The sequence below is a fragment of the Rhizobium sp. BK312 genome (genome assembly GCF_014193605.1).
Classification (GTDB): domain Bacteria; phylum Pseudomonadota; class Alphaproteobacteria; order Rhizobiales; family Rhizobiaceae; genus Rhizobium.
Genome location: NZ_JACHZP010000001.1, coordinates 787,588 through 800,360, shown reverse-complemented (window position 1 = coordinate 800,360; position 12,773 = coordinate 787,588). Strand labels below are relative to the sequence as shown.

11 protein-coding genes and 1 riboswitch are annotated in these 12,773 nt (G+C 60.0%); of the genes, 7 read left to right on the top strand and 4 right to left on the bottom strand.

The window, feature by feature from the left end; genetic code table 11:
• Positions 1-14: 14 nt before the first annotated feature.
• The 6 genes from FHT85_RS03850 (at position 15) to FHT85_RS03825 (ending at position 6,142) form a co-directional block, all read left to right on the top strand.
• Entirely contained in the window at positions 15-356 is a 342-nt protein-coding gene (locus FHT85_RS03850; protein ID WP_112334874.1) for an SMR family transporter, read from the top strand.
• 164 nt (positions 357-520) lie between these two features.
• Positions 521-1,306, top strand: a complete 786-nt coding sequence (locus tag FHT85_RS03845) for a ThuA domain-containing protein (RefSeq protein WP_112399189.1) — start codon at positions 521-523, stop codon at positions 1,304-1,306.
• Between the two features lie 8 nt (positions 1,307-1,314).
• On the top strand, positions 1,315-2,358 hold the full coding sequence (locus tag FHT85_RS03840) for a Gfo/Idh/MocA family protein (protein WP_112334872.1): 1,044 nt from the start codon (positions 1,315-1,317) through the stop codon (positions 2,356-2,358).
• A 41-nt stretch (positions 2,359-2,399) separates the two neighbouring features.
• Entirely contained in the window at positions 2,400-3,230 is an 831-nt protein-coding gene (locus tag FHT85_RS03835) for a class I SAM-dependent methyltransferase (RefSeq protein WP_112411522.1), read from the top strand.
• Positions 3,231-3,273: 43 nt separating this feature from the next.
• Positions 3,274-3,362, top strand: a riboswitch (Fluoride riboswitch).
• A gap of 112 nt (positions 3,363-3,474) precedes the next feature.
• On the top strand, positions 3,475-4,842 hold the full coding sequence (locus tag FHT85_RS03830) for a voltage-gated chloride channel family protein (RefSeq protein WP_112411523.1): 1,368 nt from the start codon (positions 3,475-3,477) through the stop codon (positions 4,840-4,842).
• Between the two features lie 454 nt (positions 4,843-5,296).
• Entirely contained in the window at positions 5,297-6,142 is an 846-nt protein-coding gene (locus FHT85_RS03825) for an aspartyl/asparaginyl beta-hydroxylase domain-containing protein (protein ID WP_112334869.1), read from the top strand.
• Between the two features lie 111 nt (positions 6,143-6,253).
• On the opposite strand, the gene FHT85_RS03820 is transcribed toward FHT85_RS03825, so the two are convergent.
• Together FHT85_RS03820 and FHT85_RS03815 are read right to left on the bottom strand one after the other, a co-directional pair.
• Positions 6,254-9,577, bottom strand: coding sequence for a thiamine pyrophosphate-dependent enzyme (locus FHT85_RS03820; protein ID WP_112411524.1), 3,324 nt, complete (start codon positions 9,575-9,577; stop codon positions 6,254-6,256).
• A gap of 224 nt (positions 9,578-9,801) precedes the next feature.
• Complete coding sequence (locus FHT85_RS03815) at positions 9,802-10,797, bottom strand: sterol desaturase family protein (protein WP_112411525.1); 996 nt, start codon at positions 10,795-10,797, stop codon at positions 9,802-9,804.
• A gap of 130 nt (positions 10,798-10,927) precedes the next feature.
• Between FHT85_RS03815 and aac(6') the strand changes: the two genes are divergently transcribed.
• On the top strand, positions 10,928-11,368 hold the full coding sequence (gene aac(6') / locus FHT85_RS03810; RefSeq protein ID WP_112411526.1) for an aminoglycoside 6'-N-acetyltransferase: 441 nt from the start codon (positions 10,928-10,930) through the stop codon (positions 11,366-11,368).
• 21 nt (positions 11,369-11,389) lie between these two features.
• Here the strand turns inward: aac(6') and FHT85_RS03805 are convergent, their stop codons facing one another.
• The gene (locus FHT85_RS03805; RefSeq protein ID WP_112399183.1) at positions 11,390-12,052 is read right to left on the bottom strand and encodes a GNAT family N-acetyltransferase; all 663 of its coding nucleotides are present in this window, start codon (positions 12,050-12,052) and stop codon (positions 11,390-11,392) included.
• Between the two features lie 29 nt (positions 12,053-12,081).
• Positions 12,082-12,765: a pyridoxamine 5'-phosphate oxidase family protein gene (locus FHT85_RS03800; protein WP_112411527.1), complete on the bottom strand. Its 684-nt coding sequence runs from the start codon at positions 12,763-12,765 to the stop codon at positions 12,082-12,084.
• Positions 12,766-12,773: the final 8 nt, after the last annotated feature.

Sequence of the window (12,773 nt, the reverse complement as noted above, 5' to 3'; positions counted from 1 at the left end):
TCGGAGACAATGGAATGGCGAACGCATCGGTCTATGCAATGCTGCTGGTCGCGATCGTGCTGGAAGTGATTGGCACGACGGCGTTGCAAATGTCTCAGCAATTCACCCGCCTCGGCCCGACAGTGGTTTTGGTGATCTGCTATACGGCCGCCTTCTATTGTCTTTCGGTGACGTTGCGGGTCATCCCGGTGGGCATCGCCTATGCTATCTGGAGCGCGCTCGGCATCGTGTTGATTTCGATGGTGGGGGTCGTGCTTTTCCGCCAGAAACTCGACCTTGCTGCCGTCATCGGCCTGGGGCTGATCATTGCCGGCGTGCTCGTCGTCAATCTCTTTTCAAAATCCGTGTCGCACTGAAAACACAGGTGTTGTCTATGGTCGTTTTTGTCTTTGTCAAATTCGCGGGGAGGCTTTATCTCTTGCCCCGAACGGGCTGATGGATGCTTGAAGTACGGCGCTTTCCCAAAGCGCTTTGGATCGCGTAACCCATTCAATTTCAATGGTATAAGAGGAGTGCCGTAATGACTATTCGTGCCGTCGTTTGGGGCGAGAACATTCATGAGCAGACAAACAAGGTCGTCGCCGAGATCTATCCGGAGGGCATGCACAACACCATCGCCAAGGCACTGAATGCCGATGCGGGTATCGAGGCGACCACGGCGACGCTACAGGAGCCGGAGCACGGTCTCAGCGAAGCCCGTCTGAAGGATACCGACGTCCTGTTGTGGTGGGGGCACAAGGACCATGGCGCCGTCAAGGACGAAATCGTCGAGCGCGTGGCAAAGCGCGTGTGGGAAGGCATGGGCCTCATCGTCCTGCATTCCGGCCATTTCTCCAAGGTCTTCAAGCGCCTGATGGGCACGCCCTGCGCGCTGAAGTGGCGCGAAGCCGGCGAGCGCGAGCGCCTCTGGGTCATCAATCCTCGCCATCCGATCGCAGCCGGCCTCGGCGAGCATTTCGAGCTTGAGAATGAGGAAATGTACGGTGAGCAGTTCTCCGTTCCGGAGCCGCTGGAAACCGTGTTCATCTCCTGGTTCCAGGGTGGCGAGGTCTTCCGCTCGGGCATGACCTGGCGCCGTGGCGCCGGCAACATCTTCTATTTCCGTCCAGGCCACGAGACCTATCCGACCTATCACAACGGCACCGTTCAGAAGGTTCTGATCAATTCCGTGAAGTGGGCCCATAACCCGCTCGGCACTCAGGTCAGCATCCATGATGCGCCGAATGTGCCGGTCGAAAAGGCACTGGAGCCGATCGTCGAACGTGGCCCGAAACTGCACCAGGCCGGCGAAGCCGGTTATCGCTGAGGTATCAGATGCGTCTCATAGTAGTTGGCACGGGCGGCATGGCGAAGAACCATGTGGAGCATTTCGCCCGCATTCCTGGCGTCGAAATCGTCGGCGCCGTCGATACGGATGCGACGAGGCTCACCGCCTTCTGCGACACGTTCGATATCAAGAAGCGCTTCTCGTCGCTCGACGAGGCGCTCACCTGGGGCGAGTTCGATGCGGCGACGAATGTCACGCCGGACAAGGCGCACCATCCGACGACCCTGCCGCTGCTTGCCGCCGGCAAGCATGTTCTCTGCGAAAAGCCGCTTGCGGAGAATTATGAAAAGGCGCTCGAGATGACGGAAGCTGCCGAAAGGGCGGGGGTCGTCAACATGGTCAACCTGACCTATCGCAATGTCGCGCAGCTGCAGAAGGCGCGCGAGATGGTGATTTCGGGCGAGATCGGTACCGTCAAGCATGTGGAGGCGTCCTACCTGCAGAGCTGGCTCGTCTCCAAGGCCTGGGGCGACTGGCGCAGCGAGTCCAAATGGCTTTGGCGCCTGTCGACCGGTCATGGCTCGAACGGCGTTCTCGGCGATATCGGCATCCATATCCTCGACTTCGCCGCCTATGGCGCCGCGACCGATATCGATCACGTCTTTGCCCGTCTCAAGACCTTCGCCAAGGCGCCGGGCGAGCGCATCGGCGAATATACGCTCGATGCGAATGACAGCTTCTCGATGTCGGTCGATTTCGCCAACGGCGCGCTTGGCGTCGTGCATGCGAGCCGCTGGGCGACGGGACATTTGAACGAGCTGAAGCTCCGCATCTATGGCGAGCGCGGCGGCCTGGAAGTGAACCATAGCCCGAACGGTTCCGAACTGCGGGGTTGCCTGGGCGATGATACGGAAACGGCGACCTGGCGTGTTCTTGAAGTGCCTCCGGTGCCGACCAACTACCAGCGCTTCGCTGAGGCCGTGATGACCGGCAGCAGCCAGGACCCGAGCTTCCGTCACGCAGCCAACTTGCAGCGCGTGCTGGATCTTGCCATGGTGACGGAAGTTGAACGGCGCGAACTGAAGGTCTGATATCACAGTCAGCCTTCAGGCAGGGCCTTGGGAGTGCACGCATGTCTACCGAGGAAAAAGTGGCCAGCCACTATACGCACGGATCGCTGGAAGCGGCGATCCTGCAAAGCCTTTCGGCCGACGGCAAGGATGTCGACAATCTTCGCATCCGCGATCTGGCTGATATCGATGAATTCCATCTGGGGCGACATGCGGCGACGGTGGATTTCGCGAGAGATCTGGATCTTTCCGCCGGCCTGCGCCTCGCCGATATCGGCTCCGGGCTCGGCGGGCCTGCCCGCCATTTTGCCGACTCGTACGGATGCATCGTATCGGGCATCGATCTCACCGAAGAATTCGTTCAGGTCGCCAATTCGCTGACGGTTCGCTGCGGTCTCGCGGACCAAGTCTCCTTCCGGCAAGGCAGCGCCTTGGCATTGCCCTTCGATAGCGGCAGTTTCGATCGGGCGACGCTCATTCATGTCGGCATGAATATCGAGGACAAGGCGAGACTGTTCTGGGAGATCAGGCGCATTCTCAAGCCGGGCGGCCGTTTCGGTCTCTATGAAATCATGCAGATGCGTGACGGCACACTCCCCTTTCCCATGCCCTGGGCTATGGAGCAGGAGACGAGCTTCGTCCGCAGCCCCGATATCTATCGCCATCTGCTCGCCGAAGCCGGCTTCACGGTTGAGCTTGAGCAGGACCGCAGTGCTCTCGTAATCCGGCTGGCGCATGAAGCGCGCGCCAGGGCCGCTGCGGCTGGCGAGGTGCGAGACCAAAGTGTCCGTACGCTGATGGGTCCACGGGCTGGCGAGCGCATGAGCAACGTCAACGTGTCGGTCGAGGGCGGCCTGCTTGCGCCGATCGAGATGATTGCCCGGGCGGTGTGAAGTCTGCCGCACGTTGACAGCGGCGGGCCTGTTTCTGTATGGAAAATACAACGGTAATGGATTTCTGCCGGGCCATGGTGGCCGAACCGCTGCTCTGATTTTTTCAGAGAAGCTGATGACTCCTACTCAACACGCCTGAAAGGCGAAAGAGTAGAGTCATGCCTGTTATCTTACCGTTATCCCACTGTTTCTTGTTCACTGTCCCCGGAAGACCGTATGCTGGCTTCGCGGGAGGGGCAAACTGATGTCCGCATCCGCCTATTTTCATCATCGTTTTCAGCAATTCCGTAGCCTGTTCAAATGGATCGTTCTCGTGGTGCCGATGGCTGTGGTCGTCGGTTCGCTCTGCGCGCTATTCCTCTGGAGCCTGGACAAGGCGACAGCCGCGCGCTTCGATCATCCCTGGCTGATCTTTCTTATGCCCGTTGCCGGTTTCCTGATGGTGCTGGTTTACCAGCGCTTCGGCCGAGGCTCGGAGGGCGGCAACAATCTGATCGTCGATCAGATCCATGAGCCCGGCGGCGGCGTGCCGCTGCGCATGGCGCCCTTCATCCTGGTTTCGACGGTTCTGACGCATCTGGTCGGTGGTTCTGCGGGACGCGAAGGGACGGCGGTGCAGCTTGGCGGTAGCATTGCCAGCGCCTTTGCGAGAGTTTTCCGGCTCAGTCACGCCGAGATCCGCATCCTCCTCATGGCGGGTATCGCCGCCGGCTTCGGTGCGGTCTTTGGCACACCGATCGCCGGCGCCGTCTTCGCTCTCGAAGTCCTGACGATCGGGCGGATGCAATATGAGGCGCTGATCCCGAGCCTCGCTGCGGCAATCGCGGCCGACTGGACCTGCCATGCCTGGGGCATCGAGCATATCCAGTACCACATCAGCTATCTCACCGGCACTCCGGCCAGCACCTTCCACCTCGATGCGCTGCTGCTCGCCAAGGTCGGACTTGCCGGCGTCATCTTCGGCTTGGCCGCACGTTGCTTCAGCGAGCTCTCTCATGCTGCGTCTGCGGCGTTCAAACGGTTCTGCGCCTACGCGCCGTTACGGCCCATCATCGCCAGTGCGATCTTGATCGGTCTCGTTTACCTGCTCGGCACGCGGCAATATCTTGGGCTTGGCGTCTGGTCGCCCAACCCAGACGATGCGACGATCCTCGGCTTCTTCGATCCGGCTCGCGTCGATTACTGGAGCTGGTTCTGGAAGGCAGTCTTCACCATCGTAACGCTGAGCGCCGGCTTCAAGGGCGGCGAGGTGACGCCCTTGTTCTTCATCGGTGCCGCGCTCGGCAATGCGCTTGCCGCCATTCTCGGTGCGCCGGCCGATCTTTTTGCCGCGTTGGGCTTTGTCGCCGTTTTTGCTGGTGCGACCAATACGCCGCTTGCCTGCATGATCATGGGCATCGAGCTCTTCGGCGCGACGCACACGGTCTACCTCGCGGTCGCGTGCTTCCTTGCCTATATCTGCAGCGGCCATACCAGCATCTATCTGTCCCAGCGTCTCGGCATCGCCAAAAGTGCTTCCGATAATATCCCAGCCGACATGCCGATTCGCCATATTCGCGAACACGGTGTGAAGAAGCGGCGGGGAAATGCCAACAAGACCGAAGAGGTTTGACGCAAGGGCGGTTGGAGGTTGTTGTGCTCTCTGGGAGCGCGGCCAATGGATGCCGGCCATCGCCTATGTCGGCCGTCCGTTTTCCTGTCGAACGAGGCTCTGATGGCAGGACTTGCAATTGTCCGGCTAATAATTCAGGCTCAAACAGCTTAGTGATTGGAGATCGGCAGATTTCGCCGCATTTTTGCCGATTCTGAGGTGAATCCCTCTCGAGAATCGCGGAGATTTATTCCACGACAAACCACCGCTCGTTGCGAACGGACTCTCTTGCGAAATTCGACTAATCAACTCATATAATCGCCTATTAAGATCACAGCATAACACAAGGAGTCGGGCGTCGATCAGGATAAGCACCGGCAAAGCATTCCCAATGACAAGCCTGTTCTCGCTCCGGGATTCGCATGCGGATTCCCCGGACAACTTCCTCCCGGACCGCACCGCCCAAAAGACAGACATGACGGAGAGTCCCTTGAGCGCACCTGCTCCCACTTCCAACCAATCTCCTGCTCCGGAACAGACCTTCGGCACCGCCGGCATTGCGCCGATGGACCGCCCGAGCGCCATGACCCGCTTTTTCATGGGCATCGTTGCCTGGGCCGAAAGCCTCAACCTGAAATATGCCAAGCTCGGCAATCCGCCGGTCTATGACACCGCGACTTTCCCCTGGGCGGCCGAGATCGAGAAGGATTATCCGGCCATCCGCGCCGAGCTCGAAAAGGTTCTGCTACGCCAGAGCGAGCTGCCGACCTTCCAGGACATCTCTACTGACGTGAAGACCATTTCCACCGATACGCGTTGGAAGACGTTCTTCCTTCTCGGTTTCGGCGTGAAATCCGAGCAGAACATCAAGGCGTGCCCGAATACCTGGGCGGCCGTGCAGAAGATTCCGGGGCTGACGACGGCGATGTTCTCGATCTTCGAGCCGGGCAAGCATCTCCCCGCGCATCGCGGCCCCTATAATGGCGTGCTGCGCCTGCATCTCGGCCTCATCGTGCCGGAGCCGAATGACAAGCTCGCCATCCGCGTCGACAAGCAGGTTTGCCACTGGCAGGAAGGCAAGGCGCTGATTTTCGACGACGCCTATGAGCACGAAGCCTGGAACCACACCGACAAGACCCGCGTGGTGCTTTTCGTCGATTTCGTCAAGCCGCTGAAATTCCCGGCCCGTTTCGTCAACTGGGCCTTGATGAACCTGGCGATCTTCACGCCCTTCATCAAGGAAGGTCTCGATAATCACAAGGAATGGGAAAAGAAGTTCTACGCCGAAGCCGAGGCGTTCAGAAACCGTCCGAAGCCCTGATCGCGTCGACTGTTTAGCTTCATAAACCCCGGTCTCTCTGAGGGAGGCCGGGGTTTTGTTTTATTCAGTCACGCGCAGCCGCAGGGAGGCGTTCAGAGAATGAAACCCTGCCTATTTCACCGTTCGCACGATTGCAGCGCCTGCCGTCATGCCGCCACCGAATGCCACGAGCCCAAGGTTCAATGGCTCGGAGCGCTCATTGGCGACATGCAGCATGGCAAGCGGAATGCTTGACGAGCTGGTGTTGCCATAGGTTTCAATGACGCTGAGGGCCGGGCGGCCGCTGCGCTTGGCGATCGTATCGATGATGCGCTGGTTGGCCTGGTGCGGCACCAGAAGATCGAGGTTGGCAAGCTCGATGCCTGCATCGACGCAGGCGTTTTCGATCGAGCGGGTCATCGAATGTACGGCTTCGGTGAAGACCGAGCGGCCGTTCATGGCAATGACGCCGTCGTCCGGCAGCGGAACATAGAGCAGGTCCCCCGGTTCCGGCCGGCCGCTGACGATCGGGCGGCTTGCGGTGAAGAGCGGGTTGCGTGCCATGTCGCGGCTGGTCACGAGGCTGGCGGTCGCGGCGTCGCCGAAGAGGATCGCGGTGGAGAAATCATTCATGTCGAGCAGCGGCGACAGGACTTCCGAAGTGATGATGAGCACCTTGGCGTCGTTCTGCTGGGCAATGAAATCATAGGCTTGCTGCAGGGCGTAGAGATAGCCGGAGCAGGCGGCACCCATGTCATAGGCTGCGAGCGACGGCCGCACACCGTCTTCGGCGACGGCAACCGCGACGCGGCTTGCGAGCGATGGCGTGGCGATGTCAGGCGTGCCGGTGGCGGCGATCACCAGATCGACATCGTGGATCGACATCTGGTTCTGCCTGAGGAGATCGCGCGCCGCCTTGGTGGCAAGGCTCAACGTGCCTTCGTCGGGTCCGATCCAGAAGCGGCTCTTGATGCCCGTCAGCGCGAGGATTTCGTCGGCCCGGCGGTTCGGCCAATTGTGGATGATTTCTTCGTTGGTGACGCGGCGGGCACCGGTCGCGATGCCAATGCCGTTGATGACGACTTCCGAGAAGCTACCGGTATGGCGGCGCAGCGCCGGGATGACATGCGATTTCAGCCGCCGCAGCACGAATTTATTTTGGATTTCAGAGGCGAGCGCGAAATTCTGCTCGCTCAGATCGCGATTGGCATCGACGGTCAGAAGCGGGCTGTCCGTGGCGATCTGGTCGCCGATCTTGGCGAAGACTTCCTGCACGACGCCGCCGATATTGGCGCAGATTTCGACCGAGGCTTTCGTCGCCTCGACGACGGCCACCAGCTGGCCGACTTCGATCTTGTCGCCGGGCTTGACGAGCATATCGGTCACGAGGACGTTCTCGTCGGCGGGGCCGGAGCCGATCGCCTTGATCGCTGCCGTCGGGCCGCTGTCATCCTCTTCGTGCCAGGTGACCTCGCATTCGAGGACCTCTGCCATCAGGTCCACCAGCTTGCGATAGGAGGGCAGGGTCTCGAGCTGATTGCGGAAATTGAAGGGAATGTGAGCGTCCGAGCGGGCAAGCCGGCGCACGACGACCGGGACATCGGTCTTTTCGGTGACGGTCGCGATGATTTCCGCACCCATGCCGACAGTGCGGTTGTCTTCATGCACGACGATCAGGCGGCGGGTGCGCCGCGCGCTCGCCAACACTTCCTTCTCGTCCCAGGGCGAGATCGAGCGCAGATCGATCACCTCGACGGAGAAGCCCTGAGCCTCGAAAGCGCTTGCGGCATTGGCGCAGAGCGAAACGGTGTTGCCGTAGCTGACGAGGGTAATGTCGCGACCGCGGGTAACATGGCGCGACAGGCCGGGATGGACGAAATGCTTGTGCAGATCCTCGGAGGTGCGGCCGTCGGAATTGTTGAGTACGGCCTTCGGATAGAGGAAGACCGTCGGACGTCGCGACTCGAAGGCGGCATTCAGCAGACCGGCAGCATCGCCGGCGCTGGAGGGCATGACGACATCAATGCCGGGCGTATGCGCCAGCATTCCCTCGAAGCTCTGGGCGTGGAAGGGGCCGAGGCCGGGCTTGTAGCCGCCGCAGCTCACCATCAGGATGACGGGTGCTTCCCAGGCGCCATTGCTGCGCCAGAACATGCTGCCCATTTCCGAGACGATCTGGTTATAGGCAAGCGGCAGGAAATCTGCGAACTGCAGGAAGGCGACCGGGCGCTGGCCGGCCAATGCTCGGCCGACGGCAGTGCCGACGATTGTCGATTCGGTGAGGGCGGCGTTGCGCACACGGTCGGGATATTTCGTGCTGAGGCCGCGAGTGACGCCGAAAACGTCGCCCTTCGGATCCTCGATATCCTGGCCGAACAGGACGATGTCGGGATTTGCGGCCAGCTGCTTGTCGAGAACGACATTCAGCGCCTCGCGCATCGTCAGTGTCGATGCGTTCTCGTTGCCGCGATATTCCGCCTTGCCATTGAACGATGCGGGGTAGGGAGCCTTAGCTTCCGGCTCCACCTTTGGAGCGTCTTCCTTGCGGGCAAGGGCGGCTTCCGCCTGCACTTCCGCAATCAGTTCCTGTTCGATCTTCTGTAGCGCATCGGCGTCGACACCGGCTTTGTGCAGCATTGCCCGCAGGTTCGGCAGCGGATCGCGCGAAGAGCCTGCCTCGATTTCGAGCAGGGTGCGATAGGTCTTCTGATCGTCGGCGTTGGTATGATCGGAGAGGCGCTCGACGTTCAAAAGCACGATGCTGGGCGTGCGGTTGTTGCGGCTATGGCGCACGGCCTTGTGGAAGGCGTCGCGCGATGCGGTGAGATCGTCGCCATCCGTGCGGATGATATCGATGCCGTAGAAAGAGGAGGCGGGGCCGGCGGGCAGATCGAAGAAGGTCTGCTTGCCTGTGCGTGTCGAGATGGAGAAGCTGTTGTCCTCGATGATGAAGACGACAGGATATTGGCTGCGCACGGCTTCGGCCACGGCTTCGAGGAATTCGCCCTGCTGCGTGGTGCCGTCGCCAACGCAACAGATGGCGATCGGCATTCCCGGCTTGTGCTTCAGGGATGCTGCGACGCCAACGGCATGCAGAGCATTGTTGCCGACCGGTCCGACGATCGATGTGATATTGAGGGCGCGGGAGGAAAGATGCGCGCTCATCTGCCGGCCGGCGGAATGGGAATTGGCTGTCGCAAGCAGGCTGGAGAAGAACTCACGAATGGGCATGCCGCGTGCCAGCATGAGGGCTTTGTCGCGATAATGCAGATGCAGCCAGTCGTCGTCCTGAAGGAATTCGTTGAGAAGCGCCGTGGACTCGTGTCCGGCGCCGGAAACATGGAAATGTGCTATGCCCTGCTTGATGAATTCTCGCTCAAGACGGTCTATTTCTCTGGAAACGAAAAATATTCTGTGAAGTTGCTTGAGGTATTCTGTTGTAAACCTCCCTTCCATCTCAATGATTTTCCTAATCTTTCGTCTAAAACCGCTGGAGGGACCTAGGTAGACCCCTAGGCTGCCTTTTTCAATACACGTTAAATGACAATATTTTCTCGGTTTGAAACGGAAATAAGTGAATTATCAGGCTGCAAATTTTCGCGATGTTTCTATCCGTGGCCACGCGCCCGTAAACGCACCGTCGGCGCGCCGCGCGATTGGCACGTTTATCGAAAGCGATCCTAGCCTGATTTGCGGATCCTAGCGTTGGCGTTCCGCCTTGCCGCAGCGGCCTTTGCGGCCTGTTCTTCCTGAAGGATCAATTCCTTCGGCTTCTTGCCGATGATCTCCTTGCGGCCTTTCCGGGAGAAGGGTTGCGCGAGTTGAGCGAGGAAGCCCTTGGCGACCTTGCCGGTGATGCCGATATCCGTGGAGGAGGGACGCGGCGGGTTATGGAAGGTGCCGAGAAGCTGATCCCAGATCACGAGGTTTTCCCCATAATTCGTATTGCCTTCAGCAAGCACCTTGGAATGATGCCAGCGATGCAGGCGGGGAGTCGAGAATATGAGATCGAGCGGGCCGGTGCGCATATCGACATTGCAATGCGTCAAGAGGCCGATGAAGGCCGTGACCGCGCCGATCCAGAGGAAGATCGGTAACGGCGCACCGAGCAAATAAAGCGGGATCTGGCCGAGCGCGATCTTGAAGAGCGTATCGATGAAGTGGAAACGGCCGGTGTTGATGACCCAAAGACGCTCGACGCTGTGATGAAGGGCATGGAAGCGCCACAGCGACAGATGCTCATGCGCCAGGCGGTGCGCCATATAGAGACCGAACTCCGCAATTACGAGGCCGAGCACCACCTGGAAGGCCATAGGCCATTGATCCGGCCAGAAATGCGAATGGTAGCTGAGCGCCGGCTGCGCGACCGTCGCGACGGCCATCGGGAAGGAGGTCCCGATCGCAGCGGCGATCTGCACGCCGCCCTTGCTTAGTAGCGTATGGGCGATATCGTTGAAGGTCTCGCCATCGCGCTTCTGCCAAGTCTTCTCGTAAGGCATCAACCGCTCGAAGAGGGCGATGATGGCTACCGTCGAAAGATAGACGACATTGAACCAGAGAAGATGCATATCCGACCGGAAGGCGAAATAGGCTCCCGTTAGTCCACCGCATAGGATGGCTGGCCACAACAGGGAGGAAACAGCAGCGTAAAGACGCGAACTGCTTTGAAATGTCATTCCATCATCCTCAGATTCTGATCGGCGAAATAGCGCGTGAATATGCGCGATATGTAGCGCGATGATTGTGGAGTCGAAAGCGAAATTTTTCCGTTGGCCGGCAACAGGCAGTTGGATAGGAGATCGAGACATGCGCATAGAGCAGGCGGCAGACGAACATCTGGAGGCGTGGGCGCGGTTGCGCTTCGAACTTTGGCCCCATAGTTCGCTCGAACATCATCGGGCGGAACTGGCGCAATTTCGCGCTCATGAAAATGCTTCTGCGTTTGTCACGATCGATTCTGCCGGTCATGTCGTCGGTTTTGCCGAAGCGACATTGCGGCACGATTACGTCAATGGCTGCGAGACTTCGTCGGTCTTGTTCCTGGAGGGCATCTATGTGCGTCCCGAAGATCGGCGCGGAGGGGCGGCGCGGGCGCTTTGCCAGGCTGTCGCCGCATGGGGGCGGGAGGCTGGCTGCACTGAGTTTGCCTCGGATGCACTGATCGGCAATCTTGCGAGCCACGCCTTTCATGCCGCGCTCGGTTTCGTCGAAACCAGGCGCGTGGTCTACTTCCGAAAGCTGCTTTAGGCCGAAGCTGCAGGACTGTGCCTAGCCGAATGTCAATTTCGTCTTCTGCTGGCCAGCCTCGTCGAAATTCTCCGGGCTCAGCCAGCGCTCGTAGCCGGCCTTAAGGCGCGGCCAGTCGGCGTCGATCATGGCGAACCAGGCGGTGTCGCGGTTCTGGCCCTTGGCGACCATGTGCTGTCGGAAAATGCCTTCGTAAACGAAGCCGAAACGCTCGGCTGCCCGCTTCGAAGGTTCATTGAGATTGTTGCATTTCCATTCAAAGCGGCGATAGCCGAGCGTGTCGAAGACGTAGGATGCGAACAGATAGAGCGTTTCGGTCGTCACGCGGCTGCGGGCAATGGCAGGTCCCCACAGGATGCTGCCGATTTCGATGACGCCATGCACGTTGTCGATGCGCATCAATGCCTGCCGGCCCTCGGCGCGTCCGGTCCGCTTGTCGATCGTCGCGAAGAAGAGCGGATCGGCGCTGGATACGGCTTTCTCGAGCCAGGGCGAAAAGGCGGCGCGATCGGCCGGGGCATCCTCGAAAAGATAGCGAAAGCGATCTTCCGCGCCGGGTGCGCGGGCCGAGGCAAGGAGATCGTCGCCATGACGGGCCGCGTCGAGCGGCTCGATCCGGGTGTAGCGGCCTTCAAGGGTGATGCGCTCGGGGCGGGCGACGCCCTTCCAGTTCGTCAGATCCATATCAAAATCCTTTGGTCATCAAATGTAGTTCAGCGAAGCCGGCCGGATTGTATCAGGTCCGCAAGGGATTGTGGCAGTTCCATTCCATCGCGCAAGCCGGGAGCGGGCTGTGGTGATACCAGGCGGCTTTCGATGGGCAGAACGCCAGCCCAGACGGGATGATCCGCTTCGTCCATATCGCCCGGCGGCCCATTGCGGATCTTGGCGGAGGCCTCGTCGATTTTCATCCGCATGACCGAAGTCGCCTTGACCTCCTGCTTGGTCATTGGCCTGAGGCTATCCCAGCGGCCGGGAAACAGGTCTTCGATCAGGCGGCGCAGTGCATCGGTCTTTTCCTCGATATCATCGACGAGACGGGCCGTTCCGAAGACCATGGCTGAGCGATAGTTGACCGAATGGTTGAAGGCCGAGCGGGCGAGCACATAGCCATCGATGATGCTGCAGGTCAGACAGACCGGCATGTCTTCGGCGGCGCGCAGGAAGCGGCTGGCAGACGAGCCGTGCCAATAGACGTGGTCGCCCTCGCGCCAATGCAGGGTCGGCGTTACATAGGGCGCGCCGTTAATGACATAGCCGACGTGACAGAGCGGGGAGGCATCCAGAATGGCGTGGACATCGGCATGGGCGTGGCTGCCGCGCTTCGGGCTGCGCCGCACGCGGGTGCGCTCGGTGGTCGGGTAGTTGCTGGTATCAGGCGGATAGTGATCGGCCATGTCTTCCT

What these genes read in the sequence shown, in the direction of transcription:
- FHT85_RS03850 (WP_112334874.1), top strand. Translation starts at nt 15, where the DNA reads ATGGCGAACGCATCGGTCTATGCAATGCTGCTGGTCGCGATCGTGCTG.
- FHT85_RS03845 (WP_112399189.1), top strand. Translation starts at nt 521, where the DNA reads ATGACTATTCGTGCCGTCGTTTGGGGCGAGAACATTCATGAGCAGACA.
- FHT85_RS03840 (WP_112334872.1), top strand. Translation starts at nt 1,315, where the DNA reads ATGCGTCTCATAGTAGTTGGCACGGGCGGCATGGCGAAGAACCATGTG.
- FHT85_RS03835 (WP_112411522.1), top strand. Translation starts at nt 2,400, where the DNA reads ATGTCTACCGAGGAAAAAGTGGCCAGCCACTATACGCACGGATCGCTG.
- FHT85_RS03830 (WP_112411523.1), top strand. Translation starts at nt 3,475, where the DNA reads ATGTCCGCATCCGCCTATTTTCATCATCGTTTTCAGCAATTCCGTAGC.
- FHT85_RS03825 (WP_112334869.1), top strand. Translation starts at nt 5,297, where the DNA reads ATGACGGAGAGTCCCTTGAGCGCACCTGCTCCCACTTCCAACCAATCT.
- FHT85_RS03820 (WP_112411524.1), bottom strand. Translation starts at nt 9,577, where the DNA reads ATGGAAGGGAGGTTTACAACAGAATACCTCAAGCAACTTCACAGAATA.
- FHT85_RS03815 (WP_112411525.1), bottom strand. Translation starts at nt 10,797, where the DNA reads ATGACATTTCAAAGCAGTTCGCGTCTTTACGCTGCTGTTTCCTCCCTG.
- FHT85_RS03805 (WP_112399183.1), bottom strand. Translation starts at nt 12,052, where the DNA reads ATGGATCTGACGAACTGGAAGGGCGTCGCCCGCCCCGAGCGCATCACC.
- FHT85_RS03800 (WP_112411527.1), bottom strand. Translation starts at nt 12,765, where the DNA reads ATGGCCGATCACTATCCGCCTGATACCAGCAACTACCCGACCACCGAG.